General features: G+C 71.3%; 19 protein-coding genes. 10 read left to right on the forward strand and 9 right to left on the reverse strand.

Annotation, left to right across the window (positions count from 1 at the left end; all coding sequences use genetic code 11):
• The first annotated feature begins 132 nt into the window (after positions 1–132).
• Complete coding sequence (locus ACF9IK_RS22105; RefSeq protein WP_395295868.1) at positions 133–492, forward strand: hypothetical protein; 360 nt, start codon at positions 133–135, stop codon at positions 490–492.
• Positions 493–588: 96 nt separating this feature from the next.
• On the opposite strand, the gene ACF9IK_RS22110 is transcribed toward ACF9IK_RS22105, so the two are convergent.
• Positions 589–771 carry a PspC domain-containing protein gene (locus ACF9IK_RS22110; RefSeq protein WP_238862903.1) on the reverse strand — a complete coding sequence of 61 codons (183 nt, stop codon included), beginning with the start codon at positions 769–771 and terminating at the stop codon, positions 589–591.
• A gap of 315 nt (positions 772–1,086) precedes the next feature.
• Here ACF9IK_RS22110 and ACF9IK_RS22115 point away from each other — a divergent pair, with 315 nt between their 5' ends.
• The gene (locus tag ACF9IK_RS22115; RefSeq protein ID WP_395295869.1) at positions 1,087–1,920 is read left to right on the forward strand and encodes a MerR family transcriptional regulator; all 834 of its coding nucleotides are present in this window, start codon (positions 1,087–1,089) and stop codon (positions 1,918–1,920) included.
• 160 nt (positions 1,921–2,080) lie between these two features.
• Here the strand turns inward: ACF9IK_RS22115 and ACF9IK_RS22120 are convergent, their stop codons facing one another.
• From ACF9IK_RS22120 to ACF9IK_RS22135, 4 genes are read right to left on the reverse strand one after another with little or no spacing between them, the layout of a single operon-like run.
• Positions 2,081–2,359, reverse strand: a complete 279-nt coding sequence (locus ACF9IK_RS22120; protein ID WP_395295870.1) for a hypothetical protein — start codon at positions 2,357–2,359, stop codon at positions 2,081–2,083.
• A gap of 26 nt (positions 2,360–2,385) precedes the next feature.
• Positions 2,386–2,526, reverse strand: coding sequence for a hypothetical protein (locus tag ACF9IK_RS22125; RefSeq protein ID WP_395295871.1), 141 nt, complete (start codon positions 2,524–2,526; stop codon positions 2,386–2,388).
• On the reverse strand, positions 2,523–2,762 hold the full coding sequence (locus ACF9IK_RS22130) for a hypothetical protein (RefSeq protein ID WP_395295872.1): 240 nt from the start codon (positions 2,760–2,762) through the stop codon (positions 2,523–2,525). The genes ACF9IK_RS22125 and ACF9IK_RS22130 overlap by 4 nt, the downstream gene beginning before the upstream one ends.
• 40 nt (positions 2,763–2,802) lie before the next feature.
• Positions 2,803–3,168 carry an ATP-binding protein gene (locus ACF9IK_RS22135; protein WP_395295873.1) on the reverse strand — a complete coding sequence of 122 codons (366 nt, stop codon included), beginning with the start codon at positions 3,166–3,168 and terminating at the stop codon, positions 2,803–2,805.
• 248 nt (positions 3,169–3,416) lie between these two features.
• On the opposite strand from ACF9IK_RS22135, the gene ACF9IK_RS22140 reads away from it, so the two are divergent.
• Both ACF9IK_RS22140 and ACF9IK_RS22145 read left to right on the forward strand, forming a co-directional pair.
• Complete coding sequence (locus tag ACF9IK_RS22140; protein ID WP_395295874.1) at positions 3,417–4,310, forward strand: helix-turn-helix domain-containing protein; 894 nt, start codon at positions 3,417–3,419, stop codon at positions 4,308–4,310.
• Between the two features lie 11 nt (positions 4,311–4,321).
• The gene (locus tag ACF9IK_RS22145; RefSeq protein ID WP_395295875.1) at positions 4,322–4,522 is read left to right on the forward strand and encodes a DUF397 domain-containing protein; all 201 of its coding nucleotides are present in this window, start codon (positions 4,322–4,324) and stop codon (positions 4,520–4,522) included.
• Between the two features lie 63 nt (positions 4,523–4,585).
• Here the strand turns inward: ACF9IK_RS22145 and ACF9IK_RS22150 are convergent, their stop codons facing one another.
• Both ACF9IK_RS22150 and ACF9IK_RS22155 read right to left on the reverse strand, forming a co-directional pair.
• Positions 4,586–5,779 (reverse strand): methyltransferase domain-containing protein, encoded by a 1,194-nt coding sequence (locus ACF9IK_RS22150; RefSeq protein ID WP_395295876.1) that lies wholly within the window; start codon positions 5,777–5,779, stop codon positions 4,586–4,588.
• A complete protein-coding gene (locus tag ACF9IK_RS22155) occupies positions 5,776–5,928 on the reverse strand; it encodes a hypothetical protein (protein ID WP_395295877.1) in 153 nt (50 codons plus the stop codon). The genes ACF9IK_RS22150 and ACF9IK_RS22155 overlap by 4 nt, the downstream gene beginning before the upstream one ends.
• 345 nt (positions 5,929–6,273) lie before the next feature.
• Between ACF9IK_RS22155 and ACF9IK_RS22160 the strand changes: the two genes are divergently transcribed.
• The 4 genes from ACF9IK_RS22160 (at position 6,274) to aspS (ending at position 9,495) form a co-directional block, all read left to right on the forward strand.
• On the forward strand, positions 6,274–6,540 hold the full coding sequence (locus ACF9IK_RS22160) for a hypothetical protein (RefSeq protein WP_395295878.1): 267 nt from the start codon (positions 6,274–6,276) through the stop codon (positions 6,538–6,540).
• Entirely contained in the window at positions 6,521–7,039 is a 519-nt protein-coding gene (locus ACF9IK_RS22165; RefSeq protein WP_395295879.1) for a DUF6879 family protein, read from the forward strand. Before ACF9IK_RS22160 ends, ACF9IK_RS22165 begins: the two co-directional genes overlap by 20 nt.
• Before the next feature lie 15 nt (positions 7,040–7,054).
• The gene (locus ACF9IK_RS22170; protein WP_395295880.1) at positions 7,055–7,903 is read left to right on the forward strand and encodes a helix-turn-helix domain-containing protein; all 849 of its coding nucleotides are present in this window, start codon (positions 7,055–7,057) and stop codon (positions 7,901–7,903) included.
• 311 nt (positions 7,904–8,214) lie between these two features.
• Entirely contained in the window at positions 8,215–9,495 is a 1,281-nt protein-coding gene (gene aspS, locus ACF9IK_RS22175) for an aspartate--tRNA(Asn) ligase (RefSeq protein WP_395295881.1), read from the forward strand.
• A gap of 69 nt (positions 9,496–9,564) precedes the next feature.
• Here aspS and ACF9IK_RS22180 read toward each other — a convergent pair whose 3' ends face one another.
• Complete coding sequence (locus ACF9IK_RS22180) at positions 9,565–9,996, reverse strand: hypothetical protein (RefSeq protein WP_395295882.1); 432 nt, start codon at positions 9,994–9,996, stop codon at positions 9,565–9,567.
• Positions 9,997–10,153: 157 nt separating this feature from the next.
• Between ACF9IK_RS22180 and ACF9IK_RS22185 the strand changes: the two genes are divergently transcribed.
• Entirely contained in the window at positions 10,154–10,795 is a 642-nt protein-coding gene (locus ACF9IK_RS22185; RefSeq protein WP_395295883.1) for a PhzF family phenazine biosynthesis protein, read from the forward strand.
• Positions 10,796–10,827: 32 nt separating this feature from the next.
• Positions 10,828–11,886: a tetratricopeptide repeat protein gene (locus ACF9IK_RS22190; protein ID WP_395295884.1), complete on the forward strand. Its 1,059-nt coding sequence runs from the start codon at positions 10,828–10,830 to the stop codon at positions 11,884–11,886.
• Here ACF9IK_RS22190 and ACF9IK_RS22195 read toward each other — a convergent pair.
• A complete protein-coding gene (locus ACF9IK_RS22195) occupies positions 11,853–12,425 on the reverse strand; it encodes a VanZ family protein (RefSeq protein ID WP_395295885.1) in 573 nt (190 codons plus the stop codon). The genes ACF9IK_RS22190 and ACF9IK_RS22195 overlap by 34 nt on opposite strands.
• Positions 12,426–12,432: the final 7 nt, after the last annotated feature.

Below are 12,432 nucleotides of genomic sequence, written 5' to 3' on the forward strand. Positions count from 1 at the left end.
TGGGTTAACCCCCTTTGATCCTCGTGCGATCCACTCACTACGGTGTGCCAGTCATCGCCGACCGGTCGTGACGGCGGAACCCGCCGTCCGGCCGTGGACGTCGGCCACCGACGAGGATCCAAGGGGACGAACATGAAGCAGGCCAAGCTCAAGGCCGCAGGCACTGCCGCGCTGGGTCTCGCCATCGCGGCGGTCGGCGCCGGCAGCGCCTCGGCCGACCCGGTCGCCGCCGGTGGCCTCGGGTCTCCCGCCGGCCTGGTGAGCAACCCGGCCGTGACCGGTGCGGTCGTCGACACCGCGGGCAAGCTGCCCGGCGGCGACAAGGTGACCGGCACCCTGGGCACCCTCGCCCCCACCGCGGGCCAGGCCACGGCCTCCGCTCCGATGGCCGACGCGGCTCCCCGGGCCGCCGTGCCGAGCGTGCCGGGCCTGGACAAGACCCCGCTCGGCGGGCTGACCGGCGCCCTCCCGCTCCCGGGCATCGGCGGCTGACGCGTTCCGCCTCGTACGGCGGGCCGCCCGCACCCCGGTGATCCCGGGGACGCGGGTGGCCCGCCGTCGTTGTCGGGGGCTGTGCAGCCCCCGCGGTCACGGCTCCTGGGGGAGCAGCAGCCAGAGCGCCAGGTAGATCAGGAACTGGGGGCCGGGCAGCAGGCAGGAGGCGAGGAAGATGATCCGGACGGTCCACGGGGACAGGCCGAAGCGCTCGGCGATCCCGGCGCAGACGCCGGCGATGACGCGGTTGTGGCGGGGGCGGGCGAGGCGGCTCATGGCGTTCTCCGTGTCGTAGCGCCTGGGGCCGGTCTCTCCGGCTGGCGTACTTCCATGGTCCGCCGTCGCGGCCGCCGAATCCTCAGCCTGGACGGCGATCCCGCCCCGGAGCTCCCTCACCGGGAAGACGGACGTGCTCTCGGGGTTCACCTCAGGGACGCCCCGGAGACGACTGCGGGAGGCGGGCCGCCCCGGCCGGTTGCGGGGGAGGGCTTCCGGGAGAGCGGGAACTCGGAGGGGCCGACTTCCCGTGCACAGCCCGCGCTGCACAGGGGCGCTTGCCTCTGCCCCTGGGGCAGGGGACAGAGTGGCGTCATGCACGAGGACTTGATCGGCATCGGGGAGCTCGCGGCCCGAACCGGGCTGAGCCACAAGGCGCTGCGGCTGTACGGGGACCGGGGGCTGCTGCCGCCCGCGTACGTCGATCCGCGGACCGGGTTCCGCCGCTACCTCCGGGAGCAGGTGGAGCGGGCCCGCCGGATCGCGCTGCTGCGCGCCGCAGGGATGCCGCTGGCGCTGGTCGCGGAGGTGCTCGACCCGGGAGGCGCCGAGTCCGTCCGGCTGCTCGACGCCTACTGGCGCGGGGAGCAGTCCGTGCACGAGGCCCGCCGGGAGGCGGTGGGCTATGCCCGAGCGGTGCTGGACGGAAGGAATCCCCGCATGTACGAGATGGCCGAACGCGACGTGCCCGAGCAGAAGGTGCTGTTCGTCCGGCGTCACGTCACCGCCGAGGGTCTGCTCGACTTCCTCGGTGAGGCGACGGATACGATCTTCGCGCACATGCGGACGACCGACGCCTGCCTGTCCGGACCGCTCTTCGCCGTCTACCACGGCATCGTGAGCGACGACTCGGACGGCCCGGTCGAGGTCTGCGTCCCGACGGCGAGCGCGGTGGAGCCGGCGGGGGAGATCGGGGTCCGGATCGAGCCCGCGCACCGCGAGGCGTACACGGAACTGGGCAAGGAGCGGCGGGACTTCGCGACGATGGTCGGCGTGCACGACGCGGTGCTCACCTGGATCCGCGAGCAGGGGTACGAGCGCGTCGGGGCCTCGCGCGAGGTGTACTACCCGAACTGGGAGACGGCCGGGGAGGGCGAGCACGTGGCGGACGTCGCCGGGGTGTTCACCGTCCCGGGCACGCAGGCCTGAGCCTCCGCGCAGCAGGGGGGCGTGCGTGCCAGGGGGGCCGAGCCGATGGCGGCTCGGCCCTCCGGAGGCGTTGAGCGGGGGCAGACTAGGGGCCGGCGAGCCGAACCGTGGATGGCAAGGATGCAACCGGAGGGCCGGCCGTGTGATCGGCGCCGACTTCCTAGGCGGGGTTGAGGCGGGCGGGGTGCCAGTCGGTGTTCCGGCCGGCGGCCTCGCGGTGGGCGATTCGCTGGACGGCGGTGAGCAGGCGGTAGAGGTTGAGGGTGGCGTCGGAGTGGTCGGCCTCGAAGCCGAGGCGGTGGACGAAGGCTTCGAGCTGTCGCCAGTCGAAGTCGTCGGGCGCGGGCGGCACGGGTGTGCCGCCCGTGTGGGCGTTGAAGGCGGCGGCCACGGCGTAGTGCGTGGCGGCGAGGGCGTTGGGGAGGAGGGGGTCGGGCATGGGTGTGCTGCCTTTGGGAGGGACCGTCAGCCGGGAGGGGTGTCACTGTCGTCGGGCCGGTGCACCTTGAGGGCGGTCACGACACCGAGGGCGACGATGAGGACCGCGAGCGCGAGAAGGGCGATGAAGGCGGTGGCGACGAGGAAGGTGCCGGTGCCGGTCCTCATCGGGTGATGCCGATGACGCGGTGGCCGAGGTGGGCGGCGAGGGTGTGGAGGAGGTCGTGGGCCTGGTCGCGGGTGAGGGGGAGCGCGAGGTGTTCACCCGAGGCGGCGTGGACGTCGAGGTCGACGGCGAAGCGGAGTTGGAGGGCGGCGTCGGGGACGTGCTCGACGGCGAGGTAGGCGGCGGTGGTCCGCTCGGTGTGGACCGCCTCGGTGGCGAGGGGGGTCAGGGCGCCCATGCCTGTGACCTCCGCGTGGGCGTCCGGCGGCGGTCGTGGCTCACGCGGCCGCGTCCAGCTCGAACCAGACGGATTTGCCGTTCTTGCGCGGGTCAGCGCCGAACCGGTGGGTGAGTGAGCGGACCAAGTGCAGTCCACGACCGGAGAGTTCGTACGGGCTGGAGGAGGCGCGGGGCTCGGGGAAGACGGGGCTGTCGTCCGTGACCGAGACCCGGAGGGTGCGGTTGAGGAGCAGGACGACGACGAGGGGCGCCTGACTGCCGGCGTGCTTCCACGCGTTGACGAAGAGTTCGTGCAAGGCGAGTTCGGCGTCGGCGATGGTGTCCGGCGGCCAGTTGGAGAGCGCGAGGGCCTCCCGCAGCTCGTGGCGGGCGGAGGACCAGTCGGGAGGGTTGAAGGCGCGCACGAAGAACCTCCGGGGGAGGAATAGGAGTTCGCGACGGGGGCGTGACCGTGAGCCAGGCCGCACATGGCTGCTCTGCGGCGCCCGGACAGGCATTACTGACGCTCCGTCGCGTGATCGATGCAACACTGAGAGTAGGGGGCTGGTAGGCATCGATGCAACCCAAGTTTCATCGTTGTTGGAACCTGAGGCGTCGAGGTGGCGTCGCGGTTGTTCTGTGCGAAACACTGCCCTGACAAGGAGGAGTCAGCGTGGGGTTCAGGGGCGGAATCAGTCAGCGGCAGCGCCGATTTGGCGATGAACTGCGCCGACTGCGGACAGAGGCCGGCTACTCCGCTCCGGAAGCGGGCGCGCTGGTGGGTATGAAGGGTCCGGCTGTCAGCCATACCGAGGCTGGGCGGATCAGTCTCAACGCAGAACGCCTGGAAGTGTGGCTGGACGCGTACGGCTGCACCGACCCCGTCTATCGGGCCAAGCTCGCCGACATGGCGCGTAGTACTGGCAAGGGCTGGTGGACGGACTTCGCCGATCGAGTTCCAGCGTTGTCACTCGACCTTGCGGAGGCGGAGGCGAGTGCGGCCGTCATCGACAACTACGAGACCTTCTATCTCCCTGGCTACCTTCAGCTACCCGCCTACGCGGAAGCCATCTACGAAGATTCCCACCACAACCGGAAGCTGGATGTAACCGCTGAGGTCGAGTTCCGATTGAAGCGGCAGCGGATTCTCACTGACATGCCGCGCCGGGAATTCCGGTTCGTGATTCACGAGACAGCCTTGCGCATGAGGTTCCCTGGTGATGCTGTGATGAGGGCACAGATGCTCCACCTGCTCGAAGTCTCGGAGCTGCCCAACGTCACCATTCAAGTTCTGCCGTTCACCGCAGCGAAGAAGCCACCTCACACCGGCCAGTTCCTGCTGCTCGCACCGGGAGCGGAAGAGCTCTCCACTGTCGTGGTCGATCATCCGAGCCACACCGAGTACCTCGGCGACCAGCACTCGATCGTGACGTATAGCCGGACCTTCAATCAGCTGAGCAACCTCGCACTGCCGCCCGTCGACACCAACCAGTCGATGGTTACGCTTTCTTCGCCTCGTGACTCCTGGGGACTCATCCGGCACCTTCTCTATCTGCTGCAGACCTGAAAGGCTTCACGATGTCCGAACTCCGCTGGCAGAAGTCGTCATTCAGCGGCTCCAACGAGGGCGGCAGCTGCGTCGAACTCGCCCTCGGTGCCGGCGACCTGCGCCACCTCCGCGAGTCGGACGACCCGAACGCCATCGTCACGACCAGCGCCTCGAAGCTCCGAGTCTTCATCCTCGGAGTGAAGGCCGGCGAGTTCGACCACCTGATCTGAGGGCAGTATCCAAGCAAGACGAGGCGGGGCGGCCACCGGCCGCCCCGCCTCGTCTTCACATCCTCAGCTGCGCAGCGACCAGCTGTGCGCCGGGTCGTCCAACCACATTCGGTGCTCCTCGCCGTTCACGGTGAGGCCGAAGCGTTCCGGGCCGGGACGCCCGTGCCCCTGCCACCACTGGTACGCCTCTTCGGCCTCATTCCACAGCCGCCGTGAGCCGTGCTGCCACACCGTGTATCGATCGGCCCGTTCCTCGCCGTGCCAGTCCACCGCGGCCCACGACGTACAGCCGGTCGTCGCGAGCCACAGCCGACGCCGCACGCCTTCCACGTTCGGGTCGTCGTGCCAGACGTACCAGACGTTGCCGAGCCGGTGGCCGATGGTGAAGTCGCTCGTCCATTCCCTCCCGGCCACGAGCCGGGGATCAAGGCCCGTCGACGACTCCTGAGGCCGGTGTTCGTCCCGCACCACGTCCCGGTAGATCCGCAGGTCCTTCCGCTGGGCGCGCAGGGTCATGAACGCGCTGTACGGACTGAACCGGCCCTCTGCGGTTCCGTCCTGCCGCACTGTGAGCCGGAGCAGTCCCCAGCAGATCCACGGGTTGTCCCACGGCGTGAGAATGACGCCCCCGACCCGTGTCTGCTCCAGCCAGGCCACTGGAACGCGGGTGACCGAGCAGGTCGCCGCTACCCGGTCGTACGGTGCCTGCCGCTCCCACCCCTCTTGGCCGTCCGCGCAGATCACCGTGGGCCGCAACGCGTTCGACTCCAGCGCCGCCCTCGCCCGTTCGGCGAGGGCGGCGTCGATCTCGACCGTCACCACATTGGCGTCACCCAGCCGACGGGCAAGGTAGGCCGCGGTGAGTCCGGTGCCCGTGCCGATCTCCAGCACCTTCATGCCGGCTTCGAGGTCGAGCGCTTCGAGCATGCGGAAGACCACAGACGGCGCGGAGGCGGAGGACGACGGCCACGGCTCGTCGTCCTCCGTCGGGTCCGCACCGTCGTTGACCTGGGTGACCACGGCGTCGTCCGTATACGCGGCGGCAAGCCAGGCCTCTGGTTGCGCCGACCGGTCACAGACCGCGTACCGGCCCTGCGCGTCCGGCAGCCAGACTCGCTCCGGCAGGAACCGGTGTCGCGGCGCGGCGAGTGCCGCTGCCTGCCACTCCGGGGCCACTTCGTGGCCGAGCTCGTCACGTACGCCGCGGAGCAGGCCGGGAACGCCGGCCTGCTCCGCGTGTTGCTGATCGCAAGTCACTTGTGCTTCGGCTCCGGCTTCGGCTTGCTGGTATCGGGATTGGGTGCGGACTTGCCCGGATCTCTGTTGCCCGCGTGTTTGCCCTGCCCGCCGTCGTTGGAGCCGCTTCCGCCGCCTGAGCTGCCGCCCTTGCCGGTTCCCCACGCCATGATTCGTCATCTCCCTGCGATTCGCTGGTGGTCGGTTCGACTCAGGCCGTGTGGCTCGGTCGCTGGGGCGGCATCGGCCCGGGCGGCCGGTCGGAGGGCTTGGGGCCTTCGCTGGGTGTGGTCATGGTGGATCCCTCTCGCGTGCTCGTCGATGGCTCGACACATCTGGCCATCGCCAAGCTAGGAGTCGTCCCATCGCCACCCCAACGAAGTTGCAGCAGATTGCATCGATGCGCCCCCGCGCCCGGCTTCGCTACGGTGCGCCAGGTAGTGGTCTTGACCCGCCCTCGGCAGGACGTGAACGCTGGTGGCGGAACGTGAGCCACTCGACACAAGGGAGGCGCCATGTCGCTCCGGTTCCTCGGCATCGACCCCAACTCGCAGACGGACGAATGCCCGACGATCTGGCAGGACGAGGTCACGGGTGACCTGATCATCCAGTCTTGGAAGGCTGATGAAGCAACGATCAGGGCAGCCCAGGACGTAGGCTCGATCCCGGGACACTCGACCGACATTCCGCAGCACGAGACCGTGATCCGGCTGCCCATGAACATGCTTCGGTTCATCCCACGACCGGAGGGAGAGGGAGAGAGTGCAACCGCCGGCACGTGAGGCGTTGGCCACGGCTCGGAGGTCGGCCGTTCACCTGGAGATGCGCGACAGCTACATGCGTGACGACCCTTCCTTCATCGCCTGGCAGCGAGGTCATCGGCCGGACCAGGCGGACCGGGGTTCCTGGTGGCTGTCCTGGCACGATGTGGTCAGTGCGGCCGTAGCCCGGGGCGTCACCGTGAGGCGTGCGCGCATCGTGTCCGAACCGATCAGCGACTACGTCCGGTACGAATACGACGGAACCTTCGCCAACCTGGCCGCCGGCGAACTCGTGCGCTGGTTGCCCAGGCGACAGGCACGCGATCTCGCCCTGCCGGGAATGGACTTCTGGCTCTTCGACGACGAGACGGTGCTGTTCCACCACTTCACCGGCGAGGGGCAACTCGACGCCGACGGCCGCGAGTACGTGACCGACAAGGTCCTGGCGGAACGGTGCGGCTCGGCGTTCGAATCGGTGTGGGACCGGGCCATTCCACACGAGGAGTACCGGCCGCGCTGAGCGACTGCCACCGTCATGTCCGACTCTGCCTCGTCGAGCGTGCGCCAGGCCCGCCGTGATCTCGCCGCCCGGCTCGGTGAGATCCGGCGGGAGGCAGGGCTGACCGGACGCGAACTCGCCGGGCGCTGTGGCTGGCACCCGTCGAAGTCCTCGCGGATCGAGAACGCGCGAACGGTGCCCTCACCCGAGGACGTCTTGGCGTGGTGCCGTGCCTGCGGTGCCTCCGACCGATCGCAGGACCTGGTGGCGTCACTGCGTGTGGTCGAGGGCATGTTCGTGGAATGGCGGCGAAAGGAACGCGACGGGCTGAAGCGGGTCCAGGAGGCTGTCCTACCGCTGTTCGAGCGGACGCGGCGCTTTCGGGCGTATTCGTCATGGCTGGTGCCGGGGCTGCTACAGACCCGGGCCTACACCGAGTCCGTCCTGCGGGCCGTGCAGCAGCGCAGGGTTGCGGTGGACGACGTCGAGGCCGCGGTCGAGGCACGGATGGAACGGCAGCGCGTCCTCCGCGAAGGCGATCGGCGCTTTGCCTTCCTGGTTGAGGAGTCCGTCCTGCGATCGAGCCTGGGCGGCCCTGACGTTCTGCGCGGCCAGCTCGACCACCTGCTCACGGTGGGCACGCGGCCGAACGTCAGCCTCGGTGTTGTCCCCATGAGCCCGGACCGCCTGCGGATGCCGGTGGAGGGCTTCTGGATCTACGACACCGCCCAGGTGAACGTGGAACTGGTCTCCGGCTACCTCACCATCAGCCAGCCCAGCGAGATCACCCTCTATGAGCAGGCCTTCTCCGAACTGGCCACCCAGGCGGTCCACGGTCCCGAGGCGTGGGCGCTGATCGCAGCGGCTGCTGCGGCATTGGGGTAGGCGAGGCGTAACTCCGTTGCGTGGGTTCCTGCACCCCGCCTAGCCTCTCCTGCAACGCGTTGAGGGAGACGAGTACCCCCGGGACCCGTGAGCCGAGAGAGCTGCCGGCAGCTGTGAAGGCGGTCCCGCGCCCCGGGGGGAAGACACTCCTGAGCGCGGGGAGGAAATGCCCCGCCGGTCGGCCCCCGTCATCGGGTCAGCGAACGAGGCCGCCGTTTCACCGACAGCGGCGGCGAAAGTGCGGTGGCACCGCGAGTCCCCTTCTCGCCCGCACTCCCAAGGGATCACGACGACGCCCCCGGAGGGCCGCGATGATCCACCCGACGACCGCCCGCGTCCTGGCCGCCGAACTACCCGGCCACATCGGCAAGTCCATCGAACTCTGCGGCTGGCTGCACCGCCGCCGCGCACTGAAGTCCGTCACCTTCCTGGTCCTCCGCGACCGCTCCGGGCTCGCCCAGGTGGTCACCGCAGAGGGGGAGGCCGACGTCCCGGAGGAGACAGTCCTGCGGATCCGCGGCACCGTGACCGCAAACCCGCAGGCACCGAACGGCGTCGAGCTGACCGGGCCCACCGTCGAGGTGCTCTCCAGCCTCGCTGAGGCACCGCCGTTCAGTCTCTACCGTCCGACCGTGCCCGCCACCCTGCCGGTCGTCCTCGACGGCGCGCCGGTCACCCTCCGGCACCCGCGACTTGCCGCACCGCACCGGATCTCCGCGGCCTCCGTGGCCGGCTTCCGGGCGGTGCTCGACGGGCTCGGCTTCACCGAGGTCCAGACGCCGAAGGTGGTCTCCTCGGCCACCGAGTCCGGCGCCGACGTCTTCGCCCTCGACTGGTTCGGCCGGCCCGCCTACCTCGCGCAGTCGCCGCAGTTCTTCAAGCAGGCCATGGTCGGCGTCTTCGAGCGGGTCTACGAGACCGGACCGGTCTTCCGTGCCGAACCGCACGACACCGCGCGTCACCTCGCCCAGTACACCAGCCTGGACGCCGAACTCGGTTTCATCACCGACCACCGCGACGTGATGGCCGTCGTCCGCGAGGCCGTCGCGGGCATGGTGACCGCGGTGGCGGGCCGGGTCGCCGCGGCCGTCGAGCTGCTGGACGTGGAACTGCCCGTCGTCCCGGCCGAGATCCCGCAGATCCACTTCGCCGAGGCGATGCGGCTGCTCGGTGCCGACGAGCCGGACCTCGCCCCCGCACACGAGCGGTGGCTCGGCGAGTGGGCGCTTCGCGAGTACGGCAGCGAGTTCCTCTTCGTGGTCGGCTACCCGATGCGTAAGCGCCCGTTCTACACCCACCCCGAGCCCGGCCGGCCGGCGTACTCCAACAGCTTCGACCTGCTCTTCCGGGGCCTGGAGCTGGTCACCGGCGGCCAACGGCTGCACCGGTACGAGGACTACCGTGGCGCCCTCGCCGCCCGCGGCGAGTCGCCGGAGCCGTACGCGGCGTACCTGCGTTCCTTCGCCCACGGCATGCCCCCGCACGGTGGCTTCGCCCTCGGGTTGGAGCGGTGGACGGCGCGGCTGACGGGGGCGGACAACATCCGCCGCACCACCCTCTTCCCGCGCGACCTCCACCGCCTCACACCGTGACGGAGCCCGACGCGCCCCGGCCCCAACGAGACGGGGCGCGTCGGGGCCGGGGGAGCTGTCGGCGACCGGTCAGGCGGACGGCTGCTGCGGCGCCGGCGCCTGGGCCGCGGCCTGCGGCGGGACCGCCTGACCGCCCTGCGGCGCGTTCGGGTCGTACGGCGCGGAGCCGTGGTACGGCGCGTTCGGGTTGTACGGCGCAGCGGACGGGACCGGCTGCGGGGCCGGGGTGTTGCGGGCCGCCAGGGACTTCACCGACCTGACTATCAGCACCACCGGGAGGATGAACGCCTGGAAGAACAGGCGGTACTCGCCGCCCTCGAAGACGAACGCCAGGTAGTAGGCGTAGCCGGCGAACGCGAGGCCGGCGATCACGTTGACGGCCCGCCAGCCGCCACTCAGCGAGCCGCTGACGGCCCCCAGGACGACCATGGCGAAGCCGCTGACGGCCAGCAGGACGACGTACCAGGAGAAGAGGGGCTCAGCGCTGAAGTCGAGGTTCACGGAGGTCCTGTGCTGTGAAGAAGGTGCTACTGATGGGGACGAGTGCGCACAGTATCGGAGTGCACCGACACCTGACCTCCCCTTTTCCCGCGGTACGGTCGGTGGACCGCGCGCACGGGTGCGCGGGTGGGCCCGGGACGACGGCAGGGGTGGGCGAGTGACGGACTACGAGGTGCTGCGGGTGTTCTGCGGGCCCGGCGGCGAGCACGGCAACGAGCTGGGAGTGGTGCGCGACGGCGCGTCCGTGCCCGACGAGGCGCGGCGCCAGGCCTTCGCCCGCGAACTCGGCTTCAGCGAGACGGTGTTCGTCGACGACCCCGAGCGGGGCGCGATCGACATCTACACCCCCGGCCTGCGCCTCCCCTTCGCCGGCCACCCCTGCGTCGGGGCCGCCTGGTTGCTCGGCGCGGACCGGCTCGTCACCGCGGCCGGCACCGTCCGGGTACGCCACGAGGGGGAGTTCACCCGGATCGAGGCCCGCCCGGAGTGGGCGCCCGCCCGGACGACCCGGCAGTACGGCTCGGCGGCCGAGGTGGACGCGCTGGAGGTCCCGCCCCCGGGCGAGTGGATCTACGCCTGGGCCTGGCAGGACGAGCCGGCCGGCACCGTCCGGGCGCGTGCCTTCCCCGGACGCGGGGACGGCATCGACGAGGACGAAGCCACCGGCGCCGCCGCCCTGCTGCTGACCGCCGAGCTCCAGCGGGACCTGACGATCACCCAGGGCCGCGGCTCGCAGATCGTCACGGCGCTCGGCGACGGCGGCCTCGTCGAGGTGGGCGGCCGGGTCCGGCGGGCCTGAGGGCGCAGGAGGGGGAGCGGGGAGTGCCGAGCGTGGACGTCTCGAACGCGATCAGCGGCGGCGAGTTCCAGAACGTCGTGATGGCGGACCACGCGCACGTCACCCTGGCGTCCGGCGGCGTACCCGCCGACCTGCCCGACCTGCCAGACCTGCCCGGACTCCCGCCCGTTCCAACGGGGTTCACCGGGCGCGCGACGGAGTCGGTCGAGCTGCTGGCGCTGCTCGACCCGGGGGCCGCGAGCGCCGAACCGGTCCTGGTGGCGTCGGTCGCGGGGCCGGGTGGCGTCGGCAGGACGACGCTCGCCCTGGCCGGGCTGGCCGCCACCGGCCTGCTCCGGCAGAGCCCGGAGGGCGGCCGGTGGAGCATGCACGACCTGGTGCGCGAGTACGCGGCCGGGCACGCCCGCGCGGCCGGCGACCGCTACGCGCCGCACCTGCGCGCCCTGCTGACCCACTACGCCGAGGCGCTTGAAGAGGCCCACTTCGGCCTCGACGAGGACGGCCACCCGGCCGCCGACGGCGTGGGCCGGGTGAGCGACGAGTGCTCCAACCCGCTGGCGGCGGCGCAGCTCGCCGAGTCGGTGGGCGAGTGGTCGATCGCCTTCAGGGTCGGCCACCTGCTCGCCTCCTACGGCCCGATGTACGGCGAGCGGGAGCGCCTGGAGACCGCCGCCACGACGCTCCGGGCCGCCCGGCGCCTCGGCGACCCCGACCAGGAGGCCGAGGGCTGGCACGGCCTCGGCCTGGCGCTGCAGGGGCTGGGCCGGTACCAGGAGGCCGCCGACGCACTGAGGTCCGCACTGCGCCTGTGGACCGGCCACCCGGTCTTCCGCGGCGTGGCCCTGTTCAACCTGGGCCGGGTCCTGATCGACCTCGGCGAGTTCCCCGGGGACGGCGGCGGTCGGGAGCCCGTCGAAACCGTCGAGGAGCCGTCGGAGGGGACCTGGGGCATTCCGGACCCGGTCTGGCGGTTCGCGGAGGCCGTGCGCGCCCACGAGGAGCGGCGGGCCGCCGGCAGCCCCGGCGTGAACCGCGCGGCGGCCCCCGCGGCCGGGCCTCAGCGCACGGGGGAGGAGACCGGGTCCGCGTAGACGGCCGGTGGGGCTGCGGGGGAAGGCGCCGCCGGAGCCGGGACGACCGGTGCGGGCGGCACGACCGGGCCGGCCGGGGCCGGCCGGGGGCGGTGGGCGTAACGCTGGAGCAGCGAGCGCGAGACGGGGACGACCGCCAGGTGGGTGCCGGTCACGCCGATCACCGCGAAGAGGATCCGGTCGACGTCGAGCACGTGGCCCGGCGTCCAGGAGGCGAGGAACTCCAGGGCGGTCGCCAGCAGGGCCGAGGCGCCGGTGGTGCGGAGGAAGGACGGGAACCAGCGGGCGTGGAGCCGGCCGCCGGCCAGCGGGAGCAGGACCCCGAGCGGGGCCAGGAGCAGCAGTTCACCCAGCACCTGCCAGGCGGTCGCGAAGCGGAGCGAGGCCAGCGGCGTCAGGTTGGCGTCGTAGACCCAGGCCACCGGCAACGGCCTCAGCACCAGCCAACCGGCCAGCGCCAGATGGACGGTGAGGGCGAAGAGCCCCACCAGGCGGAAGGGGCGGTGGACGCCCGTCGTCGGCCGGGTCTCGGTCCGCACGCCGGAA

The sequence above is a fragment of the Kitasatospora hibisci genome (assembly GCF_043950205.1).
Lineage (GTDB): Bacteria > Actinomycetota > Actinomycetes > Streptomycetales > Streptomycetaceae > Kitasatospora > Kitasatospora hibisci.

Bases quoted from the DNA above. Each gene is read 5' to 3' on its own strand.
- ACF9IK_RS22155 (WP_395295877.1), bottom strand. From the start codon at position 5,928: ATGGCGTGGGGAACCGGCAAGGGCGGCAGCTCAGGCGGCGGAAGCGGC.
- ACF9IK_RS22115 (WP_395295869.1), top strand. From the start codon at position 1,087: ATGCACGAGGACTTGATCGGCATCGGGGAGCTCGCGGCCCGAACCGGG.
- ACF9IK_RS22105 (WP_395295868.1), top strand. From the start codon at position 133: ATGAAGCAGGCCAAGCTCAAGGCCGCAGGCACTGCCGCGCTGGGTCTC.
- ACF9IK_RS22110 (WP_238862903.1), bottom strand. From the start codon at position 771: ATGAGCCGCCTCGCCCGCCCCCGCCACAACCGCGTCATCGCCGGCGTC.
- ACF9IK_RS22130 (WP_395295872.1), bottom strand. From the start codon at position 2,762: ATGGGCGCCCTGACCCCCCTCGCCACCGAGGCGGTCCACACCGAGCGG.
- ACF9IK_RS22145 (WP_395295875.1), top strand. From the start codon at position 4,322: ATGTCCGAACTCCGCTGGCAGAAGTCGTCATTCAGCGGCTCCAACGAG.
- ACF9IK_RS22160 (WP_395295878.1), top strand. From the start codon at position 6,274: ATGTCGCTCCGGTTCCTCGGCATCGACCCCAACTCGCAGACGGACGAA.
- ACF9IK_RS22170 (WP_395295880.1), top strand. From the start codon at position 7,055: ATGTCCGACTCTGCCTCGTCGAGCGTGCGCCAGGCCCGCCGTGATCTC.
- aspS (WP_395295881.1), top strand. From the start codon at position 8,215: ATGATCCACCCGACGACCGCCCGCGTCCTGGCCGCCGAACTACCCGGC.
- ACF9IK_RS22120 (WP_395295870.1), bottom strand. From the start codon at position 2,359: ATGCCCGACCCCCTCCTCCCCAACGCCCTCGCCGCCACGCACTACGCC.
- ACF9IK_RS22125 (WP_395295871.1), bottom strand. From the start codon at position 2,526: ATGAGGACCGGCACCGGCACCTTCCTCGTCGCCACCGCCTTCATCGCC.